Source organism: Pseudomonas sp. (assembly GCF_050739775.1).
Classification (GTDB): Bacteria; Pseudomonadota; Gammaproteobacteria; order Pseudomonadales; family Pseudomonadaceae; genus Aquipseudomonas.
This window is the reverse complement of record NZ_JBOICA010000007.1, coordinates 39458-64249: the sequence shown is the minus strand read 5'-3', so window position 1 is coordinate 64249 and position 24792 is coordinate 39458. Positions and strand designations below refer to the sequence as shown.

The following is a 24792-nucleotide window of genomic DNA, read 5'->3' as shown; positions in this document are numbered from 1 at the left end:
TACACTCCTTGAATTGACTCTATTACTTGCCAGCCCGCTGGAACCGCGCCACTTCGACGAACAGGTCGGAGTTGGCCGGGTCGTCCAGATAGGCCAGGACGCGCTCGGCCGGACTGTCGATCAGCACACCTTCGCCGTTGTCCTCCGGCACCTCATAGGTACGACCGCTGAGCTCTTTGTTCTTCACAGCCTGGTTGACCTGTTCGACGTCGAGGTTGTAGACCACCAGTTCCTTGCCGTCGATAACGTCGAAGCCGCCGATCAGGAAGTTGCCGCCCAGGCGCTTGGGAACGCCGGCCGAGAGGTACCAGCGGTTGCCGTGTCTGGACACGGTAAAGGCATACTCTTCACGCTTCTTGTCCTTACCGATGGCCACCGCCTTGTAGGCGTCGCCACCGCTGCGGCTGATCTGCAGGGTCAGCGGTTCGCCCCAGGCGTCCTTGCTGGTCCATTTGCCGAGCAGGACCTTGGGGGCCGCCTCATTGGCCGGGATCGGCTCGTTGAAGGTCACCAGACAACCGCCAAGCAGCAAGAACGACAGCGCCAACAGCAGATTTCTGGCTTTCATCAGGTTCTCCTTGAAATAGGGTCGCGTCTCACACCGCGGCCAGTACCAGATGCAGGTACCGGGTAAGGATAGCGAGCATCTGCGCTTGCGCATCGGCGTGTGAGCCGTCGAGCAGGCCCTGATATTCCATCTGCTCGATAATCGCCGTCAACACCAGCGCATCCTGCTGTGGCTGACGCGAGCCCACGACCTGAAGCATCTGGCAGGCGCCACGCAGCAGAATCTGCTCGTGCAGCTTGACCAGTTCGGCCAGACGCGAACACAGCAACGCCTCCTGGCGGAAGGCTTGCTCAGCCATAAGGAAGTCACGACGGTTGTGCAACTGACGCTGCACGTAGTCGGCCGTCATCTTCGCCACTTCATCGGCCAGAAGGGCCCGGCACTGCGGGCTTTGATCACCCTGAGACAGCAGCTGGCGCAGCAGCACCTCGGTGTGCTCCCACAGCTTGGCCATGTAGGCCGCACTGCGCTCCACATGCTGGGCGAAGGTATCGCTGAGCAGGTCTTCGATGTCCTTGAAGTAGTAAGTGGTCGCCGACAGCGGCACCCCGGCCTCGGCCGCCACCGCGCGGTGACGCACACCACGCACACCCTCGCGAACAACAATGCGCATGGCGGCATCGAGAATGTCCTGGCGGCGCTGCTCGCTGCCCTGGCGACTGGCCTTGCGGCCTTGGTACTGAACACTTTCGGCGACCGTCGTGGCAACGCCAGCGGCACCTTGTTGAGCCATTGCAGGAGTCACTGCTGATCTACCCCATGAGTTGGATCCGATGGATGAATTTTCTACAGGCATGAAAAAGCCGCCCCGGAAGGCGGCTTGTTCAGAACACTCAGGCCTGTGGACGCATGTGCGGGAACAGGATCACATCGCGAATCGAAGGTGAGTTGGTCAGCAGCATCACCAGACGGTCGATGCCGATACCTTCACCCGCGGTTGGCGGCATGCCGTATTCCAGCGCGCGGACGAAGTCAGCGTCGTAGTGCATGGCTTCGTCGTCGCCAGCGTCCTTGTCAGCCACCTGGGCCATGAAACGCTCGGCCTGGTCTTCCGCGTCATTGAGCTCGGAGTAGGCGTTGGCGATCTCGCGGCCACCGATAAACAGCTCGAAGCGGTCGGTGACGTTCGGGTTCTCGTCGTTGCGACGGGCCAGCGGCGAGACCTCGAACGGGTACTGGGTGATGAAGTGCGGCTGTTCCAGCTTATGCTCGACCAACTCTTCGAAAATCATCACCTGCAGCTTGCCCAGACCCTCGAAGCCGAGGACCTTGGCACCGACTTTCTTGGCAATGGCGCGCGCCTTGTCGATGTCGTTCAGGTCGTCAGCGGTCAGCTCTGGGTTGTACTTGAGGATCGAGTCGAACACCGACAGGCGTACGAACGGCTCGCCGAAGTGGAACACCTTGTCGCCATACGGTACGTCGGTGCTGCCCAGGACCAGCTGCGCCAGCTCGCGGAACAGTTCTTCGGTCAGGTCCATGTTGTCTTCGTAGTCAGCGTAGGCCTGGTAGAACTCGAGCATGGTGAACTCGGGGTTGTGCCGGGTCGAAACGCCTTCGTTACGGAAGTTGCGGTTGATCTCGAAGACTTTCTCGAAGCCACCGACCACCAGACGTTTGAGATACAGCTCCGGCGCGATCCGCAGGAACATCGCCATGTCCAGAGCGTTGTGGTGGGTTTCGAACGGCTTGGCTGCGGCACCACCGGGGATGGTCTGCAGCATCGGCGTTTCCACTTCGAGGAAGTCACGCTTGATCAGGAAGTTGCGAATATGGTTGATGACCTGGGAGCGCACACGGAAGGTGTCGCGTACTTCTTCGTTGACCATCAGGTCGACGTAACGCTGGCGATAGCGCTGCTCAGTGTCGGTCAGGCCGTGGTGTTTGTCGGGCAGCGGGCGCAGCGACTTGGTCAGCAGGCGCACGCTGGTCATTTCGACGTACAGGTCGCCCTTGCCGGAACGCGCCAGGGTGCCTTCGGCGGCGATGATGTCGCCCAGGTCCCAGGTCTTGACCGCAGCCAGGGTTTCTTCCGCCAGGGTCTTGCGGTTGACGTAGACCTGGATGCGCCCGGTCATGTCCTGAATCACCATGAACGAGCCACGGTTGAGCATGATGCGGCCGGCAACCTTGACCGGAATCGCTGCAGCTTCCAGCTCTTCCTTGGTCTTGTCGACATACTGTTTCTGCAGGTCGTTGCAGTAGCTGTCACGGCGGAAGTCGTTGGGGAAGGCGTTGCCCTTCACGCGCTCGGCGGCAAGCTTTTCCTTGCGCAGGGCGATCAGGGTGTTTTCTTCCTGTTGCAGGTCTTGCGGGTCGAGTTGTAGGTCGCTCATGTCGTCACATTTTCCATCAGGGGTTCATTGTCCCTTGCCTTGGGCAAGGGATCGCGGGGCAAGCCCGCTCCAACAGGAGCGCGCTGACCCGCGGCATCGGTGTCGCGTTACAGCCCCTGCTTGAGGCTGGCTTCCAGGTATTCGTCGATATCGCCGTCGAGCACCTTGTCGCAGTCGCTGCGCTCGATGTTGGTGCGCAGGTCCTTGATCCGCGAAGCGTCGAGCACGTACGAACGGATCTGGTGACCCCAGCCGATATCCGACTTGCTGTCTTCCAGGGCCTGGGAAGCCGCGTTGCGCTTTTGCATCTCCTGCTCGTACAACTTGGCCCGCAGCATTTTCATCGCGGTGTCCTTGTTGGCGTGCTGGGAACGTTCGTTCTGGCAGCTGACCACGGTGTTGCTTGGTACGTGGGTGATACGCACCGCCGAGTCGGTGGTGTTTACGTGTTGCCCACCGGCGCCCGAGGAGCGGTAGGTGTCGATGCGCAGGTCGGCCGGGTTGATCTCGATTTCCACCTTGTCGTCGATCTCGGGGGACACGAACACCGCCGAGAACGAAGTGTGGCGACGGTTGCCGGAGTCGAACGGGCTCTTGCGCACCAGGCGGTGCACGCCGATCTCGGTACGCAGCCAGCCAAAGACGTACTCGCCCTTGATGTGCACGGTGGCACCCTTGATCCCGGCGACTTCACCGGCCGACAGCTCCATGATGGTCGCATCGAAACCGCGTTTGTCGGCCCAGCGCAGGTACATGCGCAGGAGGATGTTGGCCCAGTCCTGGGCTTCGGTACCGCCGGAGCCGGCCTGGATATCCAGGTAGGCGTTGTTCATGTCCATTTCGCCGCTGAACATGCGGCGGAACTCGAGCTTGGCAAGGTTTTCGTTGAGACGCTCCAGCTCGGCGACCACGTCGCCGACAGCGCTTTCATCGTCTTCTTCGACGGCCATGTCGAGCAGGTCGCGGCAATCGCCCAGGCCACCGGACAACTCGTCCAGGGTCTCGACGATCTGCGCCAGGGCAGATCGCTCGCGGCCCAACTCCTGGGCGTACTCGGGCTTGTTCCAGACGCTTGGGTCTTCAAGCTCGCGGTTGACTTCGATCAGGCGCTCATGCTTTTGATCGTAGTCAAAGATACCCCCGAATTGACTCGGAACGCTCGGTCAGGTCCTTGATGGTATTCAGGATCGGGTTGATTTCCATGGTCGGGCAGCTCTCGTGCGTAATCTGTAGAAAAGCCGGGGAGTATAGCTGAGTTACGGCCGAAAGCGGCAAGCTACAAGCGACAAGAGGCCGGCGAAATACCAGCCGCCTGCGGTTTTATCTTACCGTTTGAAGCTTGCAGCTTGTTGCTGTGGTCAATCCACCCCGACCTGATTACGCCCATTATTCTTCGCCAGGTACAAGCCTTTGTCCGCCGCCGAGATCAGCTGTCGGCAATGGCTGCCGATGGCCGGCGTGAGGGTCGCCAGACCGATGCTGACAGTCAGGCAGGAGTCGGCGCCGGGCATGTTGTGAGCGATGTTCATCGCGGCCACGCTCTGGCGCAGCTTTTCCGCCACCAGGCGCGCCCCGCCCGGCGAGGTATTCGGCAGTACCAGAACAAACTCTTCGCCGCCATAACGGGCCGGCAGGTCGCTGGGACGGGCACAAGAGCCGCGAATGGTCTCGGCAACTTTGCGCAACGCCTCGTCGCCGGCCAGGTGACCGAAGGTATCGTTGAACGCCTTGAAATAGTCGACATCGATCATCAGCAGCGAAAGCTGGGCTTGCTCGCGCATCGCCCGGCGCCATTCAAGCTCCAGGTGCTCATCGAAATGACGGCGATTCGACAGCCCAGTCAGGCCGTCGGAGTTCATCAGGCGCTGCAGTACCAGATTGGTGTCGAGCAACTGCTGCTGACTGACGCGCAAGGCACGGTAGGCCTCGTCGCGCTGCAGCAGGGTCAGGTAGGAACGCGAGTGATAGCGAATGCGCGCCACCAGCTCGATGTTGTCCGGCAGTTTGACCAGATAGTCATTGGCTCCGGCAGCAAAGGCGGCACTCTTGACCAGCGGGTCTTCCTTGGTCGACAGGACGATGATCGGGATGTCCTGGGTCGCCGGGTTGCTACGGTACTCGCGCACCAGGCTCAGGCCGTCGAGCCCGGGCATGATAAGGTCCTGGAGGATCACCGTCGGTTTGATCCGCACCGCCTGGGCCACTGCCTGGTGCGGGTCGGCACAGAAGTGGAAGTCGATGTTCTCTTCGTGAGCCAGGCCACGTCGCACCGCCTCACCGATCATTGCCTGATCGTCGACCAACAGGACCATTGCCGAATTTTCATTCGTGGTCGGGAACCCGTCGAGAGGTAAATCATTCATGCGCTGTCACCTGGTCACTGCCGGATGGCCGGCGTGGCACAATACATATCGTCATTTTGGAAAAATTTCCATCAATCGTGCAGCGATCCGCTCCAGAGGGCGAATTTCCTTTGCGGCGTCTATTGCCGCCGCAGCCTTGGGCATACCGTAAACGGCGCTGCTGTGTTGGTCCTGAGCAATGGTCAGGAAGTTCTGCTGGCGCATCAGTTTCAGGCCCTGGGCGCCATCGCGGCCCATACCGGTCAACAGCACGCCAACCGCGTCTCCGCGCCAATAACGGGCTACGCTTTCAAAAAATACGTCGATCGAAGGTCGGTAGATCTCGTTGACAGGTTCAGCGGTGTAAGCCAGGGTGCCGTTCTTGAGCAGGCGGATGTGGTGGTTGGTGCCTGCCAACAACACCTGTCCGGGTTGTGGCGGCTCACCCTCACAGGCCAGTCGCACCGATAAGCCCGAGGCACTGCTGAGCCATTCAGCCATGCCTGCGGCAAACACCTGATCAACGTGCTGGACCAGCACAATGGCGGCAGGGAACTCCCGAGGCAAGCCCTTGAGCAAGACTTCCAGGGCTGCCGGACCACCCGCCGACGAGCCGATGGCCACCAGCCCCTGACGCTGTGCCACCTTACGCAAAGGCATCTCAATTGAACGCGAGTTGTTGCTCTGCTGCTGGCCGATCAACCAGCCAATATTGAGGATCTTGCGCAGCAATGGCGCGGCCGCCTCCTTGGGATCGCCAGCACCCAGAGCTGGAGTATCGACCACGTCCAACGCACCATGGCCCATGGCTTCGAATACACGGTGGACGTTCTGCTGACGGTCCACCGTGACAATCACGATTGCGCAGGGTGTCTCGGCCATGATCAGCCGGGTCGCCTCGACGCCATCCATGACCGGCATGATCAGATCCATCAGGATCAGGTCCGGCCTCTGCTCGGCGCACAGCTTCACCGCCTCGGCGCCGTTGCCGGCCACCCAGATCACCCGGTGCATCGGCTCGAACGCCAACGCTCGACGCAAGGCCTCTACGGCCATGGGCATGTCGTTGACGATAGCGATCTTCATCCCTGGGCTCCCCCGATCAACTCGACCACAGCATCCAGCAAGGCGTCATCGTGGAAACTGGCCTTTGCCAAATAGTAGTCGGCTCCAGCGTCCAGCCCACGGCGGCGATCTTCTTCACGGTCCTTGTAGGAGACCACCATGACCGGCAGTGTCTGCAGGCGGTTGTCGCGACGCAACAAGGTGACCAGCTCGATACCATCCATACGCGGCATGTCGATGTCGGTGATCAGCAGGTCGAAATCCTCGCTGCGCAAGGCGTTCCAACCGTCCATGCCATCGACCGCGACCGCCACCTCGTAACCGCGATTGCTCAGCAGCTTGCGCTGCAGTTCGCGCACGGTCAGCGAGTCATCAACCACCAGGACACGCTTGCGCGCCGCCTCGCGGGTGTTGCGCTGGCCGCGCTCAATCCGCTCCAGACGACCGGTAGTGAGTAGCTTATCGACCGATCGCAGCAAGTCTTCAACGTCGATGATCAGCACCACGCTGCCATCATCGAGCAGGGCGCCGGATGAAATATCCTGAATCTTGCCCAATCGTGCGTCGAGCGGCATCACCACCAGCACGCGCTCGCCGATCAGGCGCTCGACCGCCACGCCATAGAGCATGTCACGCTCGCGGATGACCACCACTTTGATAGTCTGCCCATCGGCCTGGTTCGGCGGCCGATTGAGCAACTGGCTGGCCGCGACCAAGCCGATGTGCCGGCCTTCATGCCAGAAGTGCTGACGCCCCTCGATCTGCACGATGGCCTCAGCCGGCAGTTCCAGGGTGCGTTCGATATGCGCCAGGGGAAAGGCATAGGCCTCGGCAGCGACCTCGACCACCAGGCTGCGCACCACCGATAGGGTCAGCGGTACTTCCAGGTGAAAACTACTGCCCTGCCCACTGACCTGGGTCAGCACGATGGAGCCGCGCAGCTGGCGCACCATATGTTGCACCACGTCCAGGCCGACACCGCGCCCGGAGACCTCGGTGACCTGGTCACGCAGGCTGAAACCGGGCAGGAACAGGAACGTCAGAAGCTCCGTTTCGCTCATCTGCGCCACGGTTTGCGCCGGAGACAGTTGGCGCTCGATGATGCTCTGGCGCAATCGCTGCAAATCAACACCAGCACCGTCATCGCTAAGCTCCAGCACCAGCAGGCCAGCCTGATGCGATGCGCGCAAGCGAATCTGCCCTTCCAGCGGCTTGCCGGCCAGCAGCCGGCGTTCAGGCAGCTCGACGCCATGGTCGACGGCGTTGCGCAGCAAGTGGGTCAATGGGGCTTCGAGTTTTTCCAGGACGTCGCGATCAACCTGGGTCTTTTCGCCTTCGATCTCCAGGCGCACCTGTTTGCCCAGCGAACGCCCCAGGTCACGGACCATTCGGCTCTGTCCGGTCAGCACATCGGCAAATGGACGCATGCGGCAGGCCAGGGCTGTGTCGTAAAGCAATTGCGCGCGCTGACTGGCCTGCCAGCCGAACTCATCAAGGTCGGCAGCCTGTTGCAGAAGGATCTGCTGGGTTTGCCCCAACAGCTGCTGGGCCTGGGCCAGGGCTTCCTGTATTTCCGCGCTCTGGCCACTGGTTTGCAGCTGGTTTTTCAGCCCATCGAGGGCACGAATGCTTTGGCCGTGCATGCGTTTGAGGCGCTGCAAGGTGGCCAGGTACGGTTTGAACCGCTGGGTTTCGACCAGCGACTTGCTCGACAAGTCGAGCAGACTGTTCAAGCGTTCGGCAGTGACCCGCAAGATCCGCTCGCCGCCTTCAGCGGTATGTTTACCCTTACGCTGCGAGGGTGTCTCGGGTTCGGCGTCAAGGAGTGCTGGCTCGATCGCAGGCTCTGCCATCGGCGGCAAGGGCTCCGGCACAGACATCGTCATCGGCGTACTGGGCACGGCCACCAGCGGCGTGGCAGCAGGGTCCAGCAGAACGGCCATCTGCAGCAAAAATGCCTGTACCGCAGGCTCCAGCGTCACATCACCAGGCGTGGCGATGCGCATCAGCAGGTCAGTGCCTTGCAGCAAGGCATCGATATGCTCGGCACGCAGCAGCAACCGGCCTTCCTGGGCACCGACCAGGCAATCTTCCAGCACATGGGCAACGCTGACCCCGGCATCGACACCCACGATTCGCGCAGCGCCCTTGAGCGAGTGGGCCGCCCGCATGCAGGCTTCCAACTGGTCGGCCTGGGTCGGATTGCGCTCAAGTGCCAGCAGGCCGGCGCTGAGCACCTGGGTCTGGGCCTCGGCCTCCAGGCTGAACAATTCGAGCAACGACGCATCCCGCATTTGCTCTGGGGTCATGAAAGGCTCCGGTTCACAGCAGACAGCACTTGTTCTTCATCCAGCACCCGCACGCTGCGCTCGCGCCACTGCAGCACCGCTGCGGTAAAGCGCGCTTCGCCCTGTTCGGGCACCAGGCGCTCGGGGTCCAGGCCGTGAATACCTTCAACTTCATCCACTCGCACCACCACCGAACCACCGGCGGCGGCAAGGATCAGCATGCGCGGCATGACCCGGGTCGAGCTGCTGCCATTGCCGGGCACTTCCAGGCCAAGCAGGTCTGCCAGCGACAGGCACGGCACCAGGGCGCCGCGCACATTGGCTACGCCTTGCAATACCCGCGAGCGTTGGTGGGGCAGCGAATGCACCGGCTGCAACGGGGCGACCTCGACCAGGCAGCGGGTCGCCAGCGCCAGCCACTCCTCCCCCAGACGGAACAGCAGCATCGAGCGACCTGCGCCCTCCTCCTGCACGTACCCCCGCTCATGGGCTTGCTGGGACAGCGAGTAGCGGTCCAGCAGGCGTGTTGCAGCGCTCGCATAGACAGCGCAATTGCGGCAATGGATATGTTCGACCAGCAACGGGCAGCTTTTATCACCGCGCACACCGATACGATTCCAGCAGTCGTCAATGGTGGCGGCATCAGTGGCAACAACTTGCACCTGTTCGTCTCCGATCATTGTTCAGACTCCCGCCCGGCCCGCCGTGCAGCGCGCTCCTGCAGGCGACGGGCGCCGGCGGTATCGCCCTGGGACGCAAGCAATGCCGCCAGGTGTGCCAATGCCTCGGCATGCTGCGGATCGAGATACAGCGCCTTACGGTAATGACTGAGCGCCTCGCCGCTGTCGCCGGCGGTATCACTGAGCAGGCCCAGCCAGTAGAACACCTGGGCATGCGGTGGGTACTGCTGCAGGTAGCGTGTACACGCGGCCTGAGCCTCGGCGCTACTACCGGCATTGGCCAACCGGGCAATCTGCGCCAGCAGTTCGGCACTGCTGTCAGGCGCTGCGGGTCGGGCCTGGGCTGACGGTGCAACGACCCTGAGCTTGCGCGCAGGCATTGGCGACGGGCGCGGTACATTGCTGACGGGTGGCGGCATCGGCGCGATTACCACCGGCTTGCTGTTGAATGCAGGCGCGCTTTCAGTCTGGCGCACATAAGCAAAGGATTGGGCGATACCCAGCGGGCGCATGCCCATCCTCGCCAACAGGCTGCCTTCGGCCGGCCCGATGAACAATACGCCCTGTTCGTGGATCAGGCTCTTGAGCACTTCAAACACCCGCTTCTGGGTCGGCACATCGAAATAGATCAGCAGATTGCGGCAGAACACAAAGTCATAACTGCCTGCCAGGGTATTCAATGCAGGGTCAAGCACGTTGCCCACCTGCAGTTTGACCTGCTGGCGCACTCGTTCATGTACAACGTGGCCGTCGTCGGTTTCATCAAAATGCCGCTGGCGGAACTCCAGGTGCGAGCCGCGAAAGGAATTGCGCCCATACAGCCCCTGGTCGGCCCGGTTGACCGAGAGGGGGCTGATGTCCATGCCATCGACCCGGAACGCGTGTCCGGCAATGCCGGCGTCAAGCAGCGTCATGGCGATGGAGTAAGGCTCCTCGCCGGTGGAGCACGGCAAGCTGAGGATCCGCAGTGGCCGCGCCCCCGCCAGTTCGGCCAGACGTTTGCTGGCAAGGCCTGCCAGGGCCGTGAACGATTCCGGATAGCGAAAGAACCAGGTCTCGGGAACGATCACCGCTTCGATAAGCGCCTGTTGTTCCTCCGTCGACTGTTGCAACCGCAGCCAGTAGTCATCCAGGTCGCAGGCATCCAATGCGGCGCAGCGCTGGCGTAGCGCACGTTCGACCATGGGCGCGCCGACCGAGGCGACGTCCAGACCGATGCGCTGTTGCAAGAAACGGAAAAAACGCTGTTCGTTGCTCATCGCTGCTCCCGATGCACACTCGCCTGTTCTTCAGGCAAGGGGTAGAGCAGCGTGCGCACAGCGTCGCTGAGCAGGTCCTGCACGCTGATGCGTTGCACTAGCCCCTGGGCGTCCTTGCGCACCGGCCCCAGGTACGGCGCCTGGTGATTGTCCAGACCGTAGGGTTGGAACTCGTCCGGTCGGCAACGCAAGGTGTCAGTGGCCTGTTCAAGAATCAGCCCCAACAACAGGTCTGGCCGCAGCGGCTCGACCCGGTAGTGCACCAGCACCAGGCGGGTACTGGTGCGCACGGGTGCCGGCAAGCCGAAACTCAAAGCCCCGACGTCAATCACCGGCACCAGTGCACCGCGATGAACCAGCACCCCGGCGACCCAGGCCGGTGTATGGGCAATGGGTTTGAGCGGCAAGCGCGGCAATACCTCGGCGACTTCATGGGCGTCGAGGGCAAAACGTTGCTCACCCATTCTGAACAACAGGTGCAAGGTCCCGTGAGAGCTCGCGTCCTGGCTGCGGCGGGGCTGAAGGTCGTTCATCGGCGGGTCAGACTTTGAACCGCGATACGCCGCCACGCAGGCCGCTCGCAACCTGACTCAACTCATCGATGGCAAAGCTGGCCTGGCGCAGCGACTCGACGGTCTGACTGCTGGCATCGCCCAACTGCGCCAGGGCGTGATTGATCTGCTCGGCGCCGGTGGCCTGGGCCTGCATCCCCTCATTGACCATCAGCACCCGCGGCGCCAGGGCCTGGACCTGCTGGATGATCTGGGTCAGCTGTTCACCGACCTGCTGCACTTCGAACATGCCTCGGCGTACTTCTTCGGAGAACTTGTCCATGCCCATGACCCCGGCAGACACTGCCGACTGGATCTCGCGGACCATCTGTTCGATGTCGTAGGTGGCCACGGCGGTCTGGTCGGCCAGGCGCCGGACCTCGGTGGCGACCACGGCAAAGCCACGGCCGTACTCGCCGGCCTTTTCCGCCTCAATGGCGGCGTTGAGCGAGAGCAGGTTGGTCTGGTCGGCAACCTTGACGATTGTCACCACCACCTGATTGATGTTGCCAGCCTTCTCGTTGAGGATTGCCAGCTTGTTGTTGACCAGATCGGCAGCGCCCATCACCTGGTGCATGGTCTCTTCCATGCGCGCCAGACCTTGCTGACCAGAGCCTGCGAGGATCGAAGCCTGGTCGGCGGCCGAGGTGACCTCGGTCATGGTCCGTACCAGATCACGGGAGGTGGCCGCGATTTCCCGCGAGGTGGCACCAATTTCCGTAGTGGTGGCAGCGGTTTCGGTGGCGGTCGCCTGCTGTTGCTTGGAGGTCGCAGCGATCTCGGTCACCGAGGTGGTCACTTGCACCGAAGAGCGCTGGGCCTGGGACACCAGGTTGGTCAGTTCGCCCATCATTTCGTTGAAGCCGGTTTCCACGGCGCCGAACTCGTCCTTGCGGTCCAGCTTCATGCGCACGCTGAGGTCGCCGCTGCTGAGTTTGTCCAGGGCATGCACGATACGTTGCATGGGCGCGGTGATGGCGCGCATCAGCAGCAAACCGCAAATGGCTGCGGCAATGATCGCCAGGACCAGGGAAATGATCATGCTGACCTTGGCCGCATTCACTGCATCGACGATCGAGTTGGCCGCCTCGTCGGCCGAACGGCGATTGTGTTCGATTACGACATTCAGGTGGTTGCGGCCAGTATTCCAGGCCGGGGTCAACACTTCATCGATCAGGCGTTGGGCTTGGGCGTAGTCCTTGCGAGCATAGGCTTCAAGCACTGTGTCGATGGCCTTCATATAGACGTCTTCGAGGCGGCCGAACTCATCGAAGTTGGCCTGATCGTCGGCAGCCTGGATGGTCCCCTGATAGCTGGCCATGTGCTGCTTGAGGCGATCTTCGGATTCCTTGTACAGCGCCTTGTCGGCCGAGGTGAGCTCACGCTGGCCGCTCAGACCCACCAGTTGCTGGGTCAACACGTAACTGTCGACCCAGGCACTGCGGATCATCGAGCTGTAGTAGAGCCCGGGGATGCTGTCGGTCCGTACCGCTTCTTCGTCGGTCTTGATAGCCACCACACGCGAGAAGGCAGCAACCACCATCAACAGCATGATGGCGATCACCACGGCGAAGCTCGCCAGGATCCGTTGGCGCAAGGTCCAGTTTTTCACAGTCAGCCCTCAAGTGTTCTACGCGAGCAGAAAAATGGGGCGAGTATAGCCCAGGCACTGTGGGCTTTTGCGACTGACTTTCAGGTCGGACCGGAGCAAAGTGACATCATCCTGGTCACTCGCCCGTAATCATTGACCGATGGCCTGTTTCACCTGATGCTCCAGTTCGATTTTCAAGGCTGGATCGAGCTTCAGCTGACGGGCCAGTTCGTCCAGGTAGGCACGTTCCATGAAATGCTCCTCGTCCACCAGCATGACGCTGGCAATGTACATCTCGGCGGCCATCTCCGGCGTGCTGGCGGCCCGTGCCACATCGGCCGGATCCAGGGGTTTGTTGAGTTCTGCGTGCAGCCAGTGCTGTAGCTCCTGGTCGTTGGAGAGTTTGACGAATTCGCCCTCGATCAGCGCCCGTTCGCGCTCATCAACATGGCCATCGGACTTGGCCGCTGCCACCAACGCCTTGAGGATCGCCTGGCTGTGCTGCTCGATCTGGGCAGGCGGCAAGCGATCGAGGGTCTGGGGTTCACCCTGCGCCGTGGCGCCCTGCTTGGCCTGCCAATTGCCGTAAGCCTTGTACGCCAGCACCCCGAGCGCCGCCAGGCCGCCATAGGTCAGGGCTTTGCCTCCGTATTTGCGCGCTTTTTTGCTGCCCATCAGCAGGCCCATGGCGTCTGCCGCCAGGGCCCCGCCCCCGGCACCGGAAAGCAGGCTGCCCAGGCCACCGCCACCTTTGCCGCCAAGCAGGTCGCCAAGCCCGCCCGTTGCGCCGGGTTTGCCGGCAGCGCTTTTGCCAGCCTGGTTCTGCAGCAGGTCCTGACCGGATTTGAGCAGTTGATCGAGCAAGCCACGGGTGTTCATCGGGCATCTCCTGGGAGGGTAAATAAACCCCAAGAGTACTGCCGCAAGCTGAATCAAAGCTGAATGTATTTGCTTCCAGATGTTGCCCGCACTGTGCAAAAAACGACATGGCTGAACCAGCAACTGGAATAGACCCGAATATCAGCACTACGCTTAAAAGGATGTGCCAGCGCATTCATGACTGCCCCGATCATAATTTGAACAAGAGGGAACACCATGTTCGTGAACAAGATCACCTTGCTCAGCACCCTGAGTAGCGCCTTGCTGGCCAGCGCCAGCCTGCAGGCCGCTGAACCTCTGACAGCCGTAGGTGCCGGCGAAGGCCAGTTGGATATTGTCGCCTGGCCCGGCTACATCGAGCGCGGTGAAAGTGACAAGGCCTACGACTGGGTCAGCGGCTTCGAGAAGGAAACTGGCTGCAAAGTCAGCGTCAAGACCGCCGCCACCTCCGATGAGATGGTCAGTTTGATGACCAAGGGCGGTTACGACCTGGTCACCGCCTCGGGCGACGCCTCGCTGCGCCTGATCGCCGGCAAGCGGATTCAACCGATCAACACCGCGCTGATCCCGAACTGGAAGAGCCTTGACCCGCGCCTCAAGGACGGCGCCTGGTATGTGGTGGATAAACAGGTATATGGCACCCCTTACCAGTGGGGCCCCAACGTCTTGCTGTACAACACCAGCGTATTCAAGGAAGCGCCCAGCAGCTGGGGCGTGGTCTTCGAGCCACAAAACCTGCCCGACGGCAAGCCGAACAAAGGTCGGGTCCAGGCCTACGACGGGCCGATCTACATCGCCGACGCAGCGCTGTACCTGAAGTCGGCCAAGCCTGAGTTGGGCATCCACAACCCCTACGAACTCAACGAGACTCAGTACCAGGCCGTGCTCGATCTGCTACGCCAGCAACAACCGCTGGTCCATCGCTACTGGCATGATGCAACCGTGCAGATGAGCGACGTGAAGAACGAGGGCGTGGTCGCCTCCAGCTCCTGGGGCTATATGGTCAACACCCTGAAGGCCGACAAGCAGCCCGTGTCTTCGACCATTCCCAAGGAAGGTGCCACCGGCTGGGCCGACACCACCATGCTGCATGCCGATGCCAAGCACCCCAACTGCGCCTACAAATGGATGGACTGGTCGTTGCAACCCAAGGTCCAGGGCGACGTGGCGGCCTGGTTCGGCTCGCTGCCTGCGGTTCCGGCAGCGTGCTCCGGCAGCGCGTTGCTGGGTGCCGATGGCTGCAAGGCCAATGGCTTTGACAACTTCGACAAGATCGCCTTCTGGAAAACCCCGCAGGCTGAGGGGGGCAAGTTTGTGCCGTATAGCCGCTGGACCCAGGACTACATAGCGATCATGGGGGGGCGTTAAAGCCCTATCGCCGGCAATGCCGGCTCCTACAAAGATCCCTGTGGGAGTTGGTCTTGCCAGCGATGCGAGCACATCAATTTCGCCGGAGCTTGGCATCATGCCCCTTGCAGTCCAGTTCACCGACGTTTCCCGCAGCTTCGCCGAGGTCAAGGCCGTCGACCGCGTGTCCATCGACATTCATGACGGCGAATTTTTCTCGATGCTCGGCCCTTCAGGGTCGGGCAAGACCACCTGCCTGCGCCTGATTGCCGGCTTCGAACAACCCAGCGCCGGCTCCATCCGCATCCACGGCGCCGAGGCGGCGGGGCTGCCGCCGTACCAGCGCGACGTCAACACGGTATTCCAGGACTACGCCCTGTTCCCGCACATGAACGTGCGCGATAACGTCGCCTACGGTCTGAAGGTCAAGGGTGTGGGCAAGCAGGAGCGTCTGACCCGGGCCGAAGAAGCCCTGGCCATGGTGGCCCTGGACGGTTACGGACAGCGCAAGCCGGTGCAGTTGTCCGGCGGTCAGCGCCAACGCGTGGCCCTGGCCCGGGCACTGGTCAATCGCCCGCGCGTGCTGCTGCTCGACGAACCCCTGGGTGCGCTGGATCTGAAGCTGCGCGAACAGATGCAAGGTGAGCTGAAGAAGCTGCAGCGCCAGCTGGGCATCACCTTCATTTTCGTCACCCATGACCAGACCGAGGCCCTGTCGATGTCCGACCGGGTCGCGGTGTTCAACCGCGGCCGCATCGAGCAGGTCGATACGCCGCGCAACCTTTACATGAAACCGGCCACCACTTTTGTAGCCGAGTTTGTCGGCACCTCCAATGTATTGCGTGGTGAGCTGGCTGCGCAGTTGAACGGCAGCCAACGGCCCTTCTCGATTCGCCCGGAACACATTCGTCTAGGCGAGCAGCCCGCCGCCAGCGATGAAATCCAGATCAGCGGCCTGCTGCACGATATCCAGTACCAGGGCAGCGCCACCCGCTACGAGCTGAAACTGGACAACGGTCAACTGCTCTGTGTCAGCCAGGCCAATAATCAATGGCAGGAACAGGCCGTGCCCTGGCAGACTGGTCAACGCCTGCAGGCTCGCTGGGCACGGGAAGCGATGACATCACTGCAGGAAACTGTCCTGAGCGAGGGGCAGTAAGATGAACCTCGCCCTGCGACGCCTCTCCAACCTGCTCTACCGACGGCCCAACCTCTACCTGGCGCTGTTGCTGATACCGCCGCTGATCTGGTTCGGTGCCATCTACCTCGGCTCGTTGCTGAGCCTGCTCTGGCAGGGTTTCTACACCTTCGATGACTTCACCATGGCGGTCACCCCGGTGTTGACCCTGGCCAACTTCGCCGCCCTGTTCAACCCAGCAAACTTCGACATCATCCTGCGCACCCTGGGCATGGCCATTGCCGTGTCGATCGCCAGCGCCACCCTGGCCTTTCCGATCGCCTACTACATGGCCCGCTACACCAGCGGCAAGACCAAGGCGTTCTTCTATATCGCGGTGATGATGCCGATGTGGGCCAGCTACATCGTCAAGGCCTATGCCTGGACCTTGCTGCTGGCCAAAGGCGGCGTGGCGCAGTGGTTCGTCCAGCAGCTCAACCTGGAACCCTTGCTGCAGTTCATACTGGGCATCCCCGGAGTCGGCGGCAGCACCCTGTCGACATCGCACCTGGGGCGCTTTCTGGTGTTTGTGTACATCTGGCTGCCGTTCATGGTCCTGCCCATCCAGGCGTCCCTGGAGCGCCTGCCGCCGTCGCTGCTGCAAGCCTCGGCGGATCTGGGCGCCAAACCCCGGCAAACCTTCATGCAGGTCATCCTGCCGCTATCGGTGCCGGGCATTGCTGCCGGCTCCATCTTCACCTTCTCGCTGACCCTGGGCGACTTCATCGTGCCGCAACTGGTCGGCCCACCTGGCTACTTCATCGGCAGCATGGTCTACGCCCAACAAGGCGCCATCGGCAACATGCCTATGGCCGCCGCCTTCACCCTGGTGCCGATCGTGCTGATCGCCATCTACCTGTCCATGGTCAAACGCCTGGGGGCTTTCGATGCACTCTGAGCGCGCGTCCTGGGGCCTGCGCCTGGCGGCCTGGGGCGGGTTAGTGTTCCTGCACTTCCCGATCCTGATCATCTTTCTCTATGCCTTCAACACTCAGGATGCGGCGTTCAGCTTCCCGCCCCAGGGCTTTACCTTGAAGTGGTTCAGCGTGGCCTTTTCCCGGCCCGATGTGCTGGAGTCGATCACGCTGTCGCTGCAGGTTGCCTGCCTGGCCACGCTGATCGCCCTGGTGTTGGGCACCTTGGCGTCGGCGGCCCTGTACCGGCGCAGCTTTTTTGGCAAGGAAAGCATCTCGCTGATGCTGATCCTGCCGATCGCGCTGCCCGGGATCATTACCGGCATCGCCCTGCTTTCGGCATTCAAGACCCTGGGTATCGAGCCAGGCATCTTCACCATCGTCGTCGGCCACGCAACGTTTTGTGTGGTGATCGTCTACAACAATGTCATCGCCCGCCTGCGCCGCACCTCCCACAGCCTGATCGAGGCCTCGATGGACCTCGGCGCCGATGGCTGGCAAACCTTCCGCTACATCATCCTGCCCAACCTCGGCTCGGCCCTGTTGGCCGGCGGCATGCTGGCCTTTGCCCTGTCGTTCGATGAAATCATCGTCACCACCTTTACCGCCGGTCACGAACGGACCTTGCCGATCTGGTTGCTCAACCAGCTCAGCCGGCCTCGGGACGTGCCGGTGACCAATGTGGTCGCCATGCTGGTCATGCTGGTGACCATGTTGCCGATCCTTGGCGCCTATTACCTGAGCCGCGGCGGCGAAAGCGTTGCCGGCAGTGGCAAATAACTCTAGGAGGACGTAACGATGCAAACCCGACTGCTGATCAATGGCCAACTGGTTGCTGGCGAAGGCAACGCTGTGGCGGTACTCAACCCGGCCCTGGGTAGCGTACTGGTGGAGATCAACGAGGCCAGCGAGGTCCAGGTCGATGCTGCCGTGCGCGCCGCCGACCATGCCTTCGCAAGCTGGGCACAAACCACCCCCAAGGAGCGCTCGCTGCTGTTGCTGAAACTGGCGGACAGCATCGAGGCCCATGGTGAGGAATTGGCCCGGCTGGAGTCGGACAACTGCGGCAAACCCTATGCCGCGGCTCTCAACGACGAGATCCCGGCGATTGCCGATGTATTCCGTTTCTTCGCCGGGGCCACCCGCTGCCTGGGTGGTTCTGCGGCCGGTGAATACTTGCCCGGACACACCTCAATGGTTCGCCGCGACCCGCTCGGCGTGGTCGCCTCCATCGCACCATGGAACTACCCGCTGATGATGGTCGCCTGGAAGGTCGCTCCGGCTCTGGCAGCAGGCAACACCGTGGTGCTCAAGCCTTCGGAACAGACACCACTCACGGCGCTGCGCCTGGCGCAGCTGGCCGCCGAGATCTTTCCCGCAGGCGTGCTCAATATCCTCTTTGGCCGCGGACCGAGTGTCGGCACATCACTGGTCAGCCATCCGAAAGTGCGCATGGTGTCGCTGACCGGCTCCATCGCCACCGGCGCCAAGATCATTGCCAGCACCGCTGAAAGCGTAAAACGCATGCACATGGAGCTTGGCGGCAAGGCCCCGGTGATCATCTTCGATGACGCCGATATCGACGCTGCCGTCGAAGGCATCCGCACCTTTGGTTTCTACAACGCCGGCCAGGATTGCACCGCAGCCTGCCGCATCTATGCCCAGAGCGGCATATACGAGCAGTTCGTGGAAACGCTCGGCAAGGCCGTGGCCAGTATCAAACACGGGTTGCAAAACGACCCGCAGACCGAGCTCGGCCCATTGATCACCGCCCAGCATCGTGACCGCGTCGCCGCCATGGTCGAGCGCGCCATTGCCCAGCCGCATATCCGCCTGATCACCGGCGGCAAGGCCGTGCCTGGCGACGGTTTCTTCTTTGAGCCGACCGTACTGGCTGATGCCCGGCAGGATGACGAGATCGTCCGGCGCGAAGTCTTCGGCCCGGTGGTCTCCGTCACCCGTTTCGACGATGAAGCCCAAGCCCTGGCGTGGGCCAATGACTCGGATTATGGTTTGGCCTCTTCGCTTTGGACCCGCGATGCAGGGCGCGCCCACCGTGTCTCGGCACGCCTGCAGTACGGCTGTACCTGGGTTAACACGCACTTTATGCTGGTCAGCGAAATGCCCCACGGCGGTCAGAAACTGTCTGGCTACGGCAAGGATATGTCCATGTACGGACTGGAAGACTACACCTGCATTCGGCATGTGATGTTCAAACACTAAGGTAAGGAAACCCATGGAAATTACCCGACGCGACTTCATCAATGGCGTCGCTATCGGCATTGCAGCGGGCCTGACCCCGCTGCAACTGCTGCAAGCTGCCGAGAGCGGGCGCTACTACCCGCCGGCATTGACCGGGCTGCGTGGCAGCCATGTCGGCGCCTTCGAAGTTGCGCACCAGATGGGCTGGGAGAAAAAGAGCTTCGCCACTGACGCCCTGCCAATCAGCGAGGAGTACGACCTGGTGGTGGTCGGTGGTGGGATCAGCGGGCTCTCGGCGGCGTTTTTCTATCGGGAAAAATTCCCCGCGGCCAAAATCCTCATTCTCGAAAATCATGACGATTTCGGCGGTCATGCCAAGCGCAACGAATTCAGCGCCGGTGGACGGATGATTCTCGGCTACGGTGGCAGCGAAGCCTTGCAGTCACCCAACCACCTGTACAGCACCGAGGTCAACGATCTGCTGAAAAAGCTCGGGGTGGATATCAAGCGCTTCGAATCTGCCTTCGACCGCAGTTTCTATCCGGACCTGGGTCTGTCACGCGGGGTGTTCTTCGACCAAGAGAGCTTCGGCGAAGACAAACTGGTGACCGGCGACCCGACGCCTATGGTCGCCGACGATATCGCCCCCGAGCAGCTCAATGCCCGCTCGATCCGTGACTTCATCAACGACTTCCCCCTGCCCGAAAACGATCGAAAGGCCTTGATCGACCTGCACGAAACGCCCAGGGATTACCTGGCCGGCAAATCACTGGAGGACAAGACTGCATACCTGGAGCGCACCAGCTACCAGGACTTCCTGCTCAAGGATGTCGGCCTGTCGCCTACGGCGGTGAAATACTTCCAGGGCCGTACCAACGACTTCATGGCGTTGAGCATCGATACCGTGGCCGCCGCTGATGCCTACTATGTCGGCTTTCCTGGTTTTACCGCGATGAACCTGGAGCCGATCAGCGAGGAAGCTCAGGCGGAGATGGAAGAGCCCTACATCTACCATTTCCCCGACGGCAATGCCTCGCTGGCGCGCTTGCTGGTACGCAGCCTGATCCCAGCAGTGGCATCGGGCAAGGACATGGAAGACATCGTCCTGGCCAACTTCGACTACAGCCAGCTCGACCGTGCCGGGCAACCGGTACGCCTACGCCTGAACAGCACTGCGGTCAGCGTGCGCAATCTCGATGGCGCGGTGAATATCGGCTACAGCCGCGGCGGACAATTGGCCCAGGTGCGCGGCAAGCACTGCGTCCTGGCCTGCTACCACATGATGATCCCGTACCTGCTGCACGACCTGTCGGCCGAGCAGGCCCATGCCCTGAGCCAGAACGTGAAGTTTCCGCTGGTCTACACCAAAGTCATCGTGCGCAACTGGCAGGCCTTCCAGAAACTCGGCGTGCATGAAATCTACGCCGCTACCCAACCCTATAGCCGCATCAAACTGGACTACCCGGTAAGCATGGGTGGCTACCAACATCCACGCGATCCGGCACAGCCCATTGGCCTGCACATGGTCTACGTACCGACCAGCCCCGATAGCGGCATGAACAGCCGCGACCAGGCGCGCGCCGGACGTGGACGCTTGTACGGCACGCCATTTGAAACGCTGGAAAGCCAGCTGCGCGAACAACTGCAGCGCATGCTCGGCCCTGGCGGCTTCGACCACAACCGGGACATTCTGGCGATTACCGTCAACCGCTGGCCGCACGGTTACGCTTGCTTTACCAACACCCTTTACGACGATCCCGAACAGACCGAACAGTGGATGGAGCTGGCGCGTAAACTAGTGGGCAAGGTCAGCATTGCCAATTCGGATGCGGCCTGGAGCGCTTATGCTCATGCGGCGATTGATGAGGCGTGGCGGGCTGTAGGGGAGCTGACTTAGTCCGCAGCGTCTGGAGCGCGGTGCAAGCCCGCTCCCGCCGGGATTTCACTGGACCGGTGGGAGCGGGCTTGCCCCGCGATTCAATCACGCAGATCAGACTCGTGAATCGGCTGTTCACGACTGGTCGCGCGCTGATACTGGGCCGGCCAGGTCGCCTTGTTGCCGCCCAGGTCATCATCGGCGTGCAGCGGCCAATACGGATCACGCAACAGCTCTCGCGCCAGGAAAATGATATCGGCCTGCGCCGTGCGCAAAATGGTTTCGGCCTGCATCGAGTCAGTAATCATCCCGACCGTCCCCGTGGCAATCCCCGACTCTTCGCGCACCTTGGCGGCAAACTGTGTCTGGTACCCAGGCCCGGTAGGAATCTCGGCGTTCACCGAAGTGCCGCCGGAGGACACATCGATCAGGTCCACACCTAATTTGCGCAAGCGCTTGGCCAACTCCACCGTTTCATCCGGATTCCAGCCATCTTCAACCCAGTCGGTAGCCGATAGCCGCACGAACACCGGCAACTCCTCCGGCCAGACTTCCCGCACCGCTTCAGTCACCTGCAAGGTCAGGCGAATGCGATTTTCGAAATTGCTGCCGTATTCATCACGTCGCTGGTTGCTCAACGGCGACAGAAACTGATGCAGCAGATAGCCATGCGCCGCATGCACTTCAACCACTTTGAAACCTGCCTTCAATGCACGATGCGCGGCGTCGACGAAGGCCTGGATCACCTCATCGATCTGCGCTTTGCTCATCTCGACAGGCGCGGTGTGCTGCGGATCGAAGGCAATTTTTGACGGACCGATCGGTACCCAGCCGCCGTCTGCTGGCTTGACGCTACCCTGTTTGCCCAACCAGGGCCGATAGGTACTGGCCTTGCGTCCGGCATGCGCCAGTTGAATGCCGGGAACGGCGCCCTGAGCAATAATGAAACGGGTAATACGCTGCAGCGGCGGGATCTGCGCGTCGTCCCACAGCCCGAGATCCTGGGCGGTGATCCGCCCGTCGGCAGTCACCGCCGTGGCTTCGGTGAAGATCAGCCCGGCACCGCCCACCGCGCGGCTGCCCAGATGGACCAAGTGCCAGTCATTGGCCAGGCCATCGACACTGGAGTATTGGCACATGGGTGAAACCGCGATGCGGTTGGGTAGGGTCAGGTGGCGCAGGGTATAGGGTGCAAGCAGCAGGCTCATGGGGCACCTCTCAAATCAAGTGGTAAGGCTCCAGATGGTTGACCAGCCGACCACAGAATCTTCCCCGCAGGTTCATCGACCAATCATTCTGAGCCTAGACCACTTTGATCCCAGGGTTCAGCGCGGCTCGATATGAGCGATCATCAGCTGCACGCTTTCCTGGCCACGGAACTCGTTGACGTCGAGCTTGTACGCCAGTTCGACCCAGCGCACCGTCGGGTTGGGCCAGACTTCGCGATCGACACCGAAGGCGATGCCATCGAGCTTGACCGAGCCGCACTCGCTCTTGAGCACCACTTTCAGGTGCCGCTCCCCCACCACCCGCTGCTCGACCAGCTGGAACACCCCGTGAAACAATGGCTCGGGGAAGTGCTGGCCCCAGGGACCGGCATGGCGCAGGGCGCGGGCCAATTCCAGGTGAAACTCTTCGACAGCCAGGGAGCCATCGGACAGCAAGCGACCGGTCAAGTCGTCTTCGCGCAATTGCCTGCGCACTTCTTCGTCGAATGCCTGGGCAAAGGCCGGGAAGTTGTCGGCAGGCAACGACAGCCCGGCAGCCATGGCATGGCCACCGAATTTGCTGATCAGTTGCGGATGGCCTGCCGCCACGGCGTCCAGGGCGTCACGGATGTGAAAACCTGGCACCGAACGGGCCGAGCCCTTGAGCATGCCTTCGCCGGCATCGGCAAAGGCAATGGTAGGCCGGTGGTAGCGTTCCTTGAGGCGCGAGGCAAGGATACCGATCACACCCTGGTGCCAGTCCGGTTCGAACAGGCACAGGCCAAACGGCATCGATTCCAGCGGCAGGTCCTTGAGCTGAGCCAGGGCCTCGCGCTGCATACCTTGCTCGATGGACTTGCGATCCTGGTTCAACTCGTCCAGTTGCCCAGCCATTTCCCGCGCCAGGTTCAAGTCGTCGCTGAGCAGGCATTCGATGCCCAGGCTCATGTCGTCCAGGCGACCGGCTGCATTGAGCCGTGGCCCCAGAATAAAGCCAAGGTCGGTGGAAGTGATCCGCGCATGATCACGCCGGGCCACCTCAAGGATGGCCTTGAGTCCCGGTCGTACCCGCCCTGCCCTGATCCGCTCGAGGCCCTGATGGACCAGGATGCGGTTGTTGGCGTCCAGTGGCACAACGTCAGCAACGCTGCCCAATGCGACCAGATCGAGCAGTTCGCCGATATTCGGTTGTGGCGCATTGTCGTAGTGCCCGAGGCTGCGCAAACGTGCGCGCAAGGCCATCAGTACATAGAAAATCACCCCGACCCCGGCCAGCGCCTTGCTCGGGAACTCGCAATCCGGCTGGTTGGGGTTGACGATGGCATCGGCCGCCGGCAGTTCATGACCTGGCAAGTGGTGATCGGTGACCAGCACTTTCAAGCCGGCCGCCCTGGCCGCCGCCACGCCTTCAACGCTGGAGATGCCGTTATCCACGGTAATCAGCAGTTGCGGCTGGCGCTGGAGGGCGACCTCGACGATCTCCGGGGTCAGTCCGTAGCCGTATTCGAAGCGATTGGGCACCAGGTAATCGACATGCGCCGCGCCCAACAGGCGCAAGCCCAACACGCCCACCGTACTGGCCGTCGCGCCATCGGCATCGAAGTCGCCAACGATCAGAATGCGCTGGCGCTGGGCCAGGGCCTCGACCAACAGGTCCACCGCCGCGTCGATGCCCTTGAGCTGCTGGTAGGGCAGCAGGCGCGCCAGGCTTTTGTCCAGTTGCGCCGCACTTTGCACGCCACGGGCGGCGTACAGGCGGGTCAGCAGCGGCGGCAGGTCGCCAAGGAAGGGCAAGGTGGCTGGCAGGGGACGCGGTTCGATACGCATGGGGCGGTCAGGGCTTCTCTATGAGTAGGTGGGGAAAGTCAGCCGCGCTCGCCGAGCAGCCACTGGAGCTGGACTTCGTGCTGACCACGGTCGTCGGTGACGAAGATCGTCCCTTCGCTAATCATCACGTCCCACTTGATCGCACGCGGCATATCGGTGGCCAGGGTCTCGAGAACCTCCTGCGGCACCGCAGCGATGTTCAGGTTCTTCAGGTTCTTGACCGCAGGGACGACCTTGGTCTCCCACACGCGCAGGCTGCCATAGGCCAGCAGGCTGGTACGCTCGGTCCGGCGCGAGCACCAGGTCAGGCGATCGGCATCCGGCTGACCGACTTCGATCCAGTGCAGGATGCGGTCGTCCAGGCTTTTTTCCCACAGGGCAGCTTCGTCCACATCCGACAGCCCCCGGCCAAAGGCCAGTTGTTCGTTGTACCACAGGGCGTAGGCCAGCAACCGTACGGCCATGCGCTCCTCAGTCTCCGACGGGTGACGGGCGATGGTCTGCTTGACGCTTTCGTACACGCCGCGGTCGAGGTCGGTGAGGTTCAGTTCAAATTTGTAGGTGGTGGACGGCTGGGCCATGGACGGGCTTCTTGCGGCAAGGAAAGTCGCACAGTCTAACCGATCCGCATGTTCCTTGCGCCGCGGCAGTATCTGGGCGGGCCCAGCTATGATAAAAACGG

At 61.9% G+C, this 24792-nt stretch carries 21 protein-coding genes; 6 read left to right on the top strand and 15 right to left on the bottom strand.

The window, feature by feature from the left end:
* Positions 1-22 precede the first annotated feature (22 nt).
* From ACRESH_RS05770 to ACRESH_RS05715, 12 genes are all read right to left on the bottom strand, one after another.
* Complete coding sequence (locus ACRESH_RS05770) at positions 23-568, bottom strand: hypothetical protein (RefSeq protein ID WP_431741060.1); 546 nt, start codon at positions 566-568, stop codon at positions 23-25.
* Positions 569-596: 28 nt separating this feature from the next.
* The gene (locus ACRESH_RS05765; RefSeq protein WP_431741059.1) at positions 597-1301 is read right to left on the bottom strand and encodes a TetR/AcrR family transcriptional regulator; all 705 of its coding nucleotides are present in this window, start codon (positions 1299-1301) and stop codon (positions 597-599) included.
* A gap of 100 nt (positions 1302-1401) precedes the next feature.
* Entirely contained in the window at positions 1402-2904 is a 1503-nt protein-coding gene (gene lysS, locus ACRESH_RS05760; RefSeq protein ID WP_431741058.1) for a lysine--tRNA ligase, read from the bottom strand.
* Positions 2905-3011: 107 nt separating this feature from the next.
* Positions 3012-4107 (bottom strand): peptide chain release factor 2 gene (prfB, locus tag ACRESH_RS05755; protein WP_431741057.1). Its coding sequence is split into 2 segments (ribosomal slippage): positions 3012-4034 and positions 4036-4107, totalling 1095 coding nucleotides; the frame shifts between segments, so codons are not numbered across the junction.
* Between the two features lie 155 nt (positions 4108-4262).
* On the bottom strand, positions 4263-5267 hold the full coding sequence (locus ACRESH_RS05750) for a diguanylate cyclase (protein WP_431741056.1): 1005 nt from the start codon (positions 5265-5267) through the stop codon (positions 4263-4265).
* Between the two features lie 51 nt (positions 5268-5318).
* Positions 5319-6332 (bottom strand): chemotaxis response regulator protein-glutamate methylesterase, encoded by a 1014-nt coding sequence (locus ACRESH_RS05745; RefSeq protein WP_431741055.1) that lies wholly within the window; start codon positions 6330-6332, stop codon positions 5319-5321.
* The gene (locus ACRESH_RS05740; RefSeq protein ID WP_431741054.1) at positions 6329-8620 is read right to left on the bottom strand and encodes a hybrid sensor histidine kinase/response regulator; all 2292 of its coding nucleotides are present in this window, start codon (positions 8618-8620) and stop codon (positions 6329-6331) included. Before ACRESH_RS05740 ends, ACRESH_RS05745 begins: the two co-directional genes overlap by 4 nt.
* Positions 8617-9279: a chemotaxis protein CheW gene (locus ACRESH_RS05735; RefSeq protein WP_431741053.1), complete on the bottom strand. Its 663-nt coding sequence runs from the start codon at positions 9277-9279 to the stop codon at positions 8617-8619. Before ACRESH_RS05735 ends, ACRESH_RS05740 begins: the two co-directional genes overlap by 4 nt.
* Positions 9276-10538 carry a CheR family methyltransferase gene (locus tag ACRESH_RS05730; protein WP_431741052.1) on the bottom strand — a complete coding sequence of 421 codons (1263 nt, stop codon included), beginning with the start codon at positions 10536-10538 and terminating at the stop codon, positions 9276-9278. The genes ACRESH_RS05735 and ACRESH_RS05730 overlap by 4 nt, the downstream gene beginning before the upstream one ends.
* Positions 10535-11071, bottom strand: a complete 537-nt coding sequence (locus ACRESH_RS05725; protein ID WP_431741051.1) for a chemotaxis protein CheW — start codon at positions 11069-11071, stop codon at positions 10535-10537. The genes ACRESH_RS05730 and ACRESH_RS05725 overlap by 4 nt, the downstream gene beginning before the upstream one ends.
* A gap of 7 nt (positions 11072-11078) precedes the next feature.
* A complete protein-coding gene (locus tag ACRESH_RS05720; RefSeq protein ID WP_431741050.1) occupies positions 11079-12701 on the bottom strand; it encodes a methyl-accepting chemotaxis protein in 1623 nt (540 codons plus the stop codon).
* Positions 12702-12830: 129 nt separating this feature from the next.
* Positions 12831-13559 carry a tellurite resistance TerB family protein gene (locus tag ACRESH_RS05715; protein ID WP_431741049.1) on the bottom strand — a complete coding sequence of 243 codons (729 nt, stop codon included), beginning with the start codon at positions 13557-13559 and terminating at the stop codon, positions 12831-12833.
* 216 nt (positions 13560-13775) lie between these two features.
* On the opposite strand from ACRESH_RS05715, the gene ydcS reads away from it, so the two are divergent.
* The 6 genes from ydcS to ACRESH_RS05685 all read left to right on the top strand — a co-directional run bounded on the left by ydcS (position 13776) and on the right by ACRESH_RS05685 (position 21096).
* A complete protein-coding gene (ydcS, locus tag ACRESH_RS05710; RefSeq protein WP_431741048.1) occupies positions 13776-14927 on the top strand; it encodes a putative ABC transporter substrate-binding protein YdcS in 1152 nt (383 codons plus the stop codon).
* A 97-nt stretch (positions 14928-15024) separates the two neighbouring features.
* Positions 15025-16065 (top strand): ABC transporter ATP-binding protein, encoded by a 1041-nt coding sequence (locus ACRESH_RS05705; protein ID WP_431741047.1) that lies wholly within the window; start codon positions 15025-15027, stop codon positions 16063-16065.
* 1 nt (position 16066) lies between these two features.
* Positions 16067-16981 (top strand): ABC transporter permease, encoded by a 915-nt coding sequence (locus tag ACRESH_RS05700; protein ID WP_431741046.1) that lies wholly within the window; start codon positions 16067-16069, stop codon positions 16979-16981.
* Positions 16971-17777, top strand: a complete 807-nt coding sequence (locus ACRESH_RS05695; protein ID WP_431741045.1) for an ABC transporter permease — start codon at positions 16971-16973, stop codon at positions 17775-17777. Before ACRESH_RS05700 ends, ACRESH_RS05695 begins: the two co-directional genes overlap by 11 nt.
* 18 nt (positions 17778-17795) lie before the next feature.
* Entirely contained in the window at positions 17796-19220 is a 1425-nt protein-coding gene (locus tag ACRESH_RS05690) for a gamma-aminobutyraldehyde dehydrogenase (RefSeq protein WP_431741044.1), read from the top strand.
* 13 nt (positions 19221-19233) lie between these two features.
* A complete protein-coding gene (locus ACRESH_RS05685; protein WP_431741043.1) occupies positions 19234-21096 on the top strand; it encodes an NAD(P)-binding protein in 1863 nt (620 codons plus the stop codon).
* An 80-nt stretch (positions 21097-21176) separates the two neighbouring features.
* Here ACRESH_RS05685 and ACRESH_RS05680 read toward each other — a convergent pair whose 3' ends face one another.
* The 3 genes from ACRESH_RS05680 to ACRESH_RS05670 all read right to left on the bottom strand — a co-directional run bounded on the left by ACRESH_RS05680 (position 21177) and on the right by ACRESH_RS05670 (position 24691).
* Positions 21177-22283 carry an NADH:flavin oxidoreductase/NADH oxidase gene (locus tag ACRESH_RS05680; protein ID WP_431741042.1) on the bottom strand — a complete coding sequence of 369 codons (1107 nt, stop codon included), beginning with the start codon at positions 22281-22283 and terminating at the stop codon, positions 21177-21179.
* Between the two features lie 117 nt (positions 22284-22400).
* Complete coding sequence (gene recJ, locus ACRESH_RS05675; protein ID WP_431741041.1) at positions 22401-24110, bottom strand: single-stranded-DNA-specific exonuclease RecJ; 1710 nt, start codon at positions 24108-24110, stop codon at positions 22401-22403.
* Between the two features lie 38 nt (positions 24111-24148).
* Positions 24149-24691: a YaeQ family protein gene (locus tag ACRESH_RS05670; protein WP_431741040.1), complete on the bottom strand. Its 543-nt coding sequence runs from the start codon at positions 24689-24691 to the stop codon at positions 24149-24151.
* Between the last annotated feature and the right edge of the window lie 101 nt (positions 24692-24792).

Excerpts from the sequence above, each read along its gene's own strand:
- ACRESH_RS05770 (WP_431741060.1), bottom strand. The coding sequence starts at position 568 with ATGAAAGCCAGAAATCTGCTGTTGGCGCTGTCGTTCTTGCTGCTTGGC.
- ACRESH_RS05765 (WP_431741059.1), bottom strand. The coding sequence starts at position 1,301 with ATGGCTCAACAAGGTGCCGCTGGCGTTGCCACGACGGTCGCCGAAAGT.
- lysS (WP_431741058.1), bottom strand. The coding sequence starts at position 2,904 with ATGAGCGACCTACAACTCGACCCGCAAGACCTGCAACAGGAAGAAAAC.
- ACRESH_RS05750 (WP_431741056.1), bottom strand. The coding sequence starts at position 5,267 with ATGAATGATTTACCTCTCGACGGGTTCCCGACCACGAATGAAAATTCG.
- ACRESH_RS05745 (WP_431741055.1), bottom strand. The coding sequence starts at position 6,332 with ATGAAGATCGCTATCGTCAACGACATGCCCATGGCCGTAGAGGCCTTG.
- ACRESH_RS05740 (WP_431741054.1), bottom strand. The coding sequence starts at position 8,620 with ATGACCCCAGAGCAAATGCGGGATGCGTCGTTGCTCGAATTGTTCAGC.
- ACRESH_RS05735 (WP_431741053.1), bottom strand. The coding sequence starts at position 9,279 with ATGATCGGAGACGAACAGGTGCAAGTTGTTGCCACTGATGCCGCCACC.
- ACRESH_RS05730 (WP_431741052.1), bottom strand. The coding sequence starts at position 10,538 with ATGAGCAACGAACAGCGTTTTTTCCGTTTCTTGCAACAGCGCATCGGT.
- ACRESH_RS05725 (WP_431741051.1), bottom strand. The coding sequence starts at position 11,071 with ATGAACGACCTTCAGCCCCGCCGCAGCCAGGACGCGAGCTCTCACGGG.
- ACRESH_RS05715 (WP_431741049.1), bottom strand. The coding sequence starts at position 13,559 with ATGAACACCCGTGGCTTGCTCGATCAACTGCTCAAATCCGGTCAGGAC.
- ydcS (WP_431741048.1), top strand. The coding sequence starts at position 13,776 with ATGTTCGTGAACAAGATCACCTTGCTCAGCACCCTGAGTAGCGCCTTG.
- ACRESH_RS05705 (WP_431741047.1), top strand. The coding sequence starts at position 15,025 with ATGCCCCTTGCAGTCCAGTTCACCGACGTTTCCCGCAGCTTCGCCGAG.
- ACRESH_RS05700 (WP_431741046.1), top strand. The coding sequence starts at position 16,067 with ATGAACCTCGCCCTGCGACGCCTCTCCAACCTGCTCTACCGACGGCCC.
- ACRESH_RS05695 (WP_431741045.1), top strand. The coding sequence starts at position 16,971 with ATGCACTCTGAGCGCGCGTCCTGGGGCCTGCGCCTGGCGGCCTGGGGC.
- ACRESH_RS05690 (WP_431741044.1), top strand. The coding sequence starts at position 17,796 with ATGCAAACCCGACTGCTGATCAATGGCCAACTGGTTGCTGGCGAAGGC.
- ACRESH_RS05685 (WP_431741043.1), top strand. The coding sequence starts at position 19,234 with ATGGAAATTACCCGACGCGACTTCATCAATGGCGTCGCTATCGGCATT.
- ACRESH_RS05680 (WP_431741042.1), bottom strand. The coding sequence starts at position 22,283 with ATGAGCCTGCTGCTTGCACCCTATACCCTGCGCCACCTGACCCTACCC.
- recJ (WP_431741041.1), bottom strand. The coding sequence starts at position 24,110 with ATGCGTATCGAACCGCGTCCCCTGCCAGCCACCTTGCCCTTCCTTGGC.
- ACRESH_RS05670 (WP_431741040.1), bottom strand. The coding sequence starts at position 24,691 with ATGGCCCAGCCGTCCACCACCTACAAATTTGAACTGAACCTCACCGAC.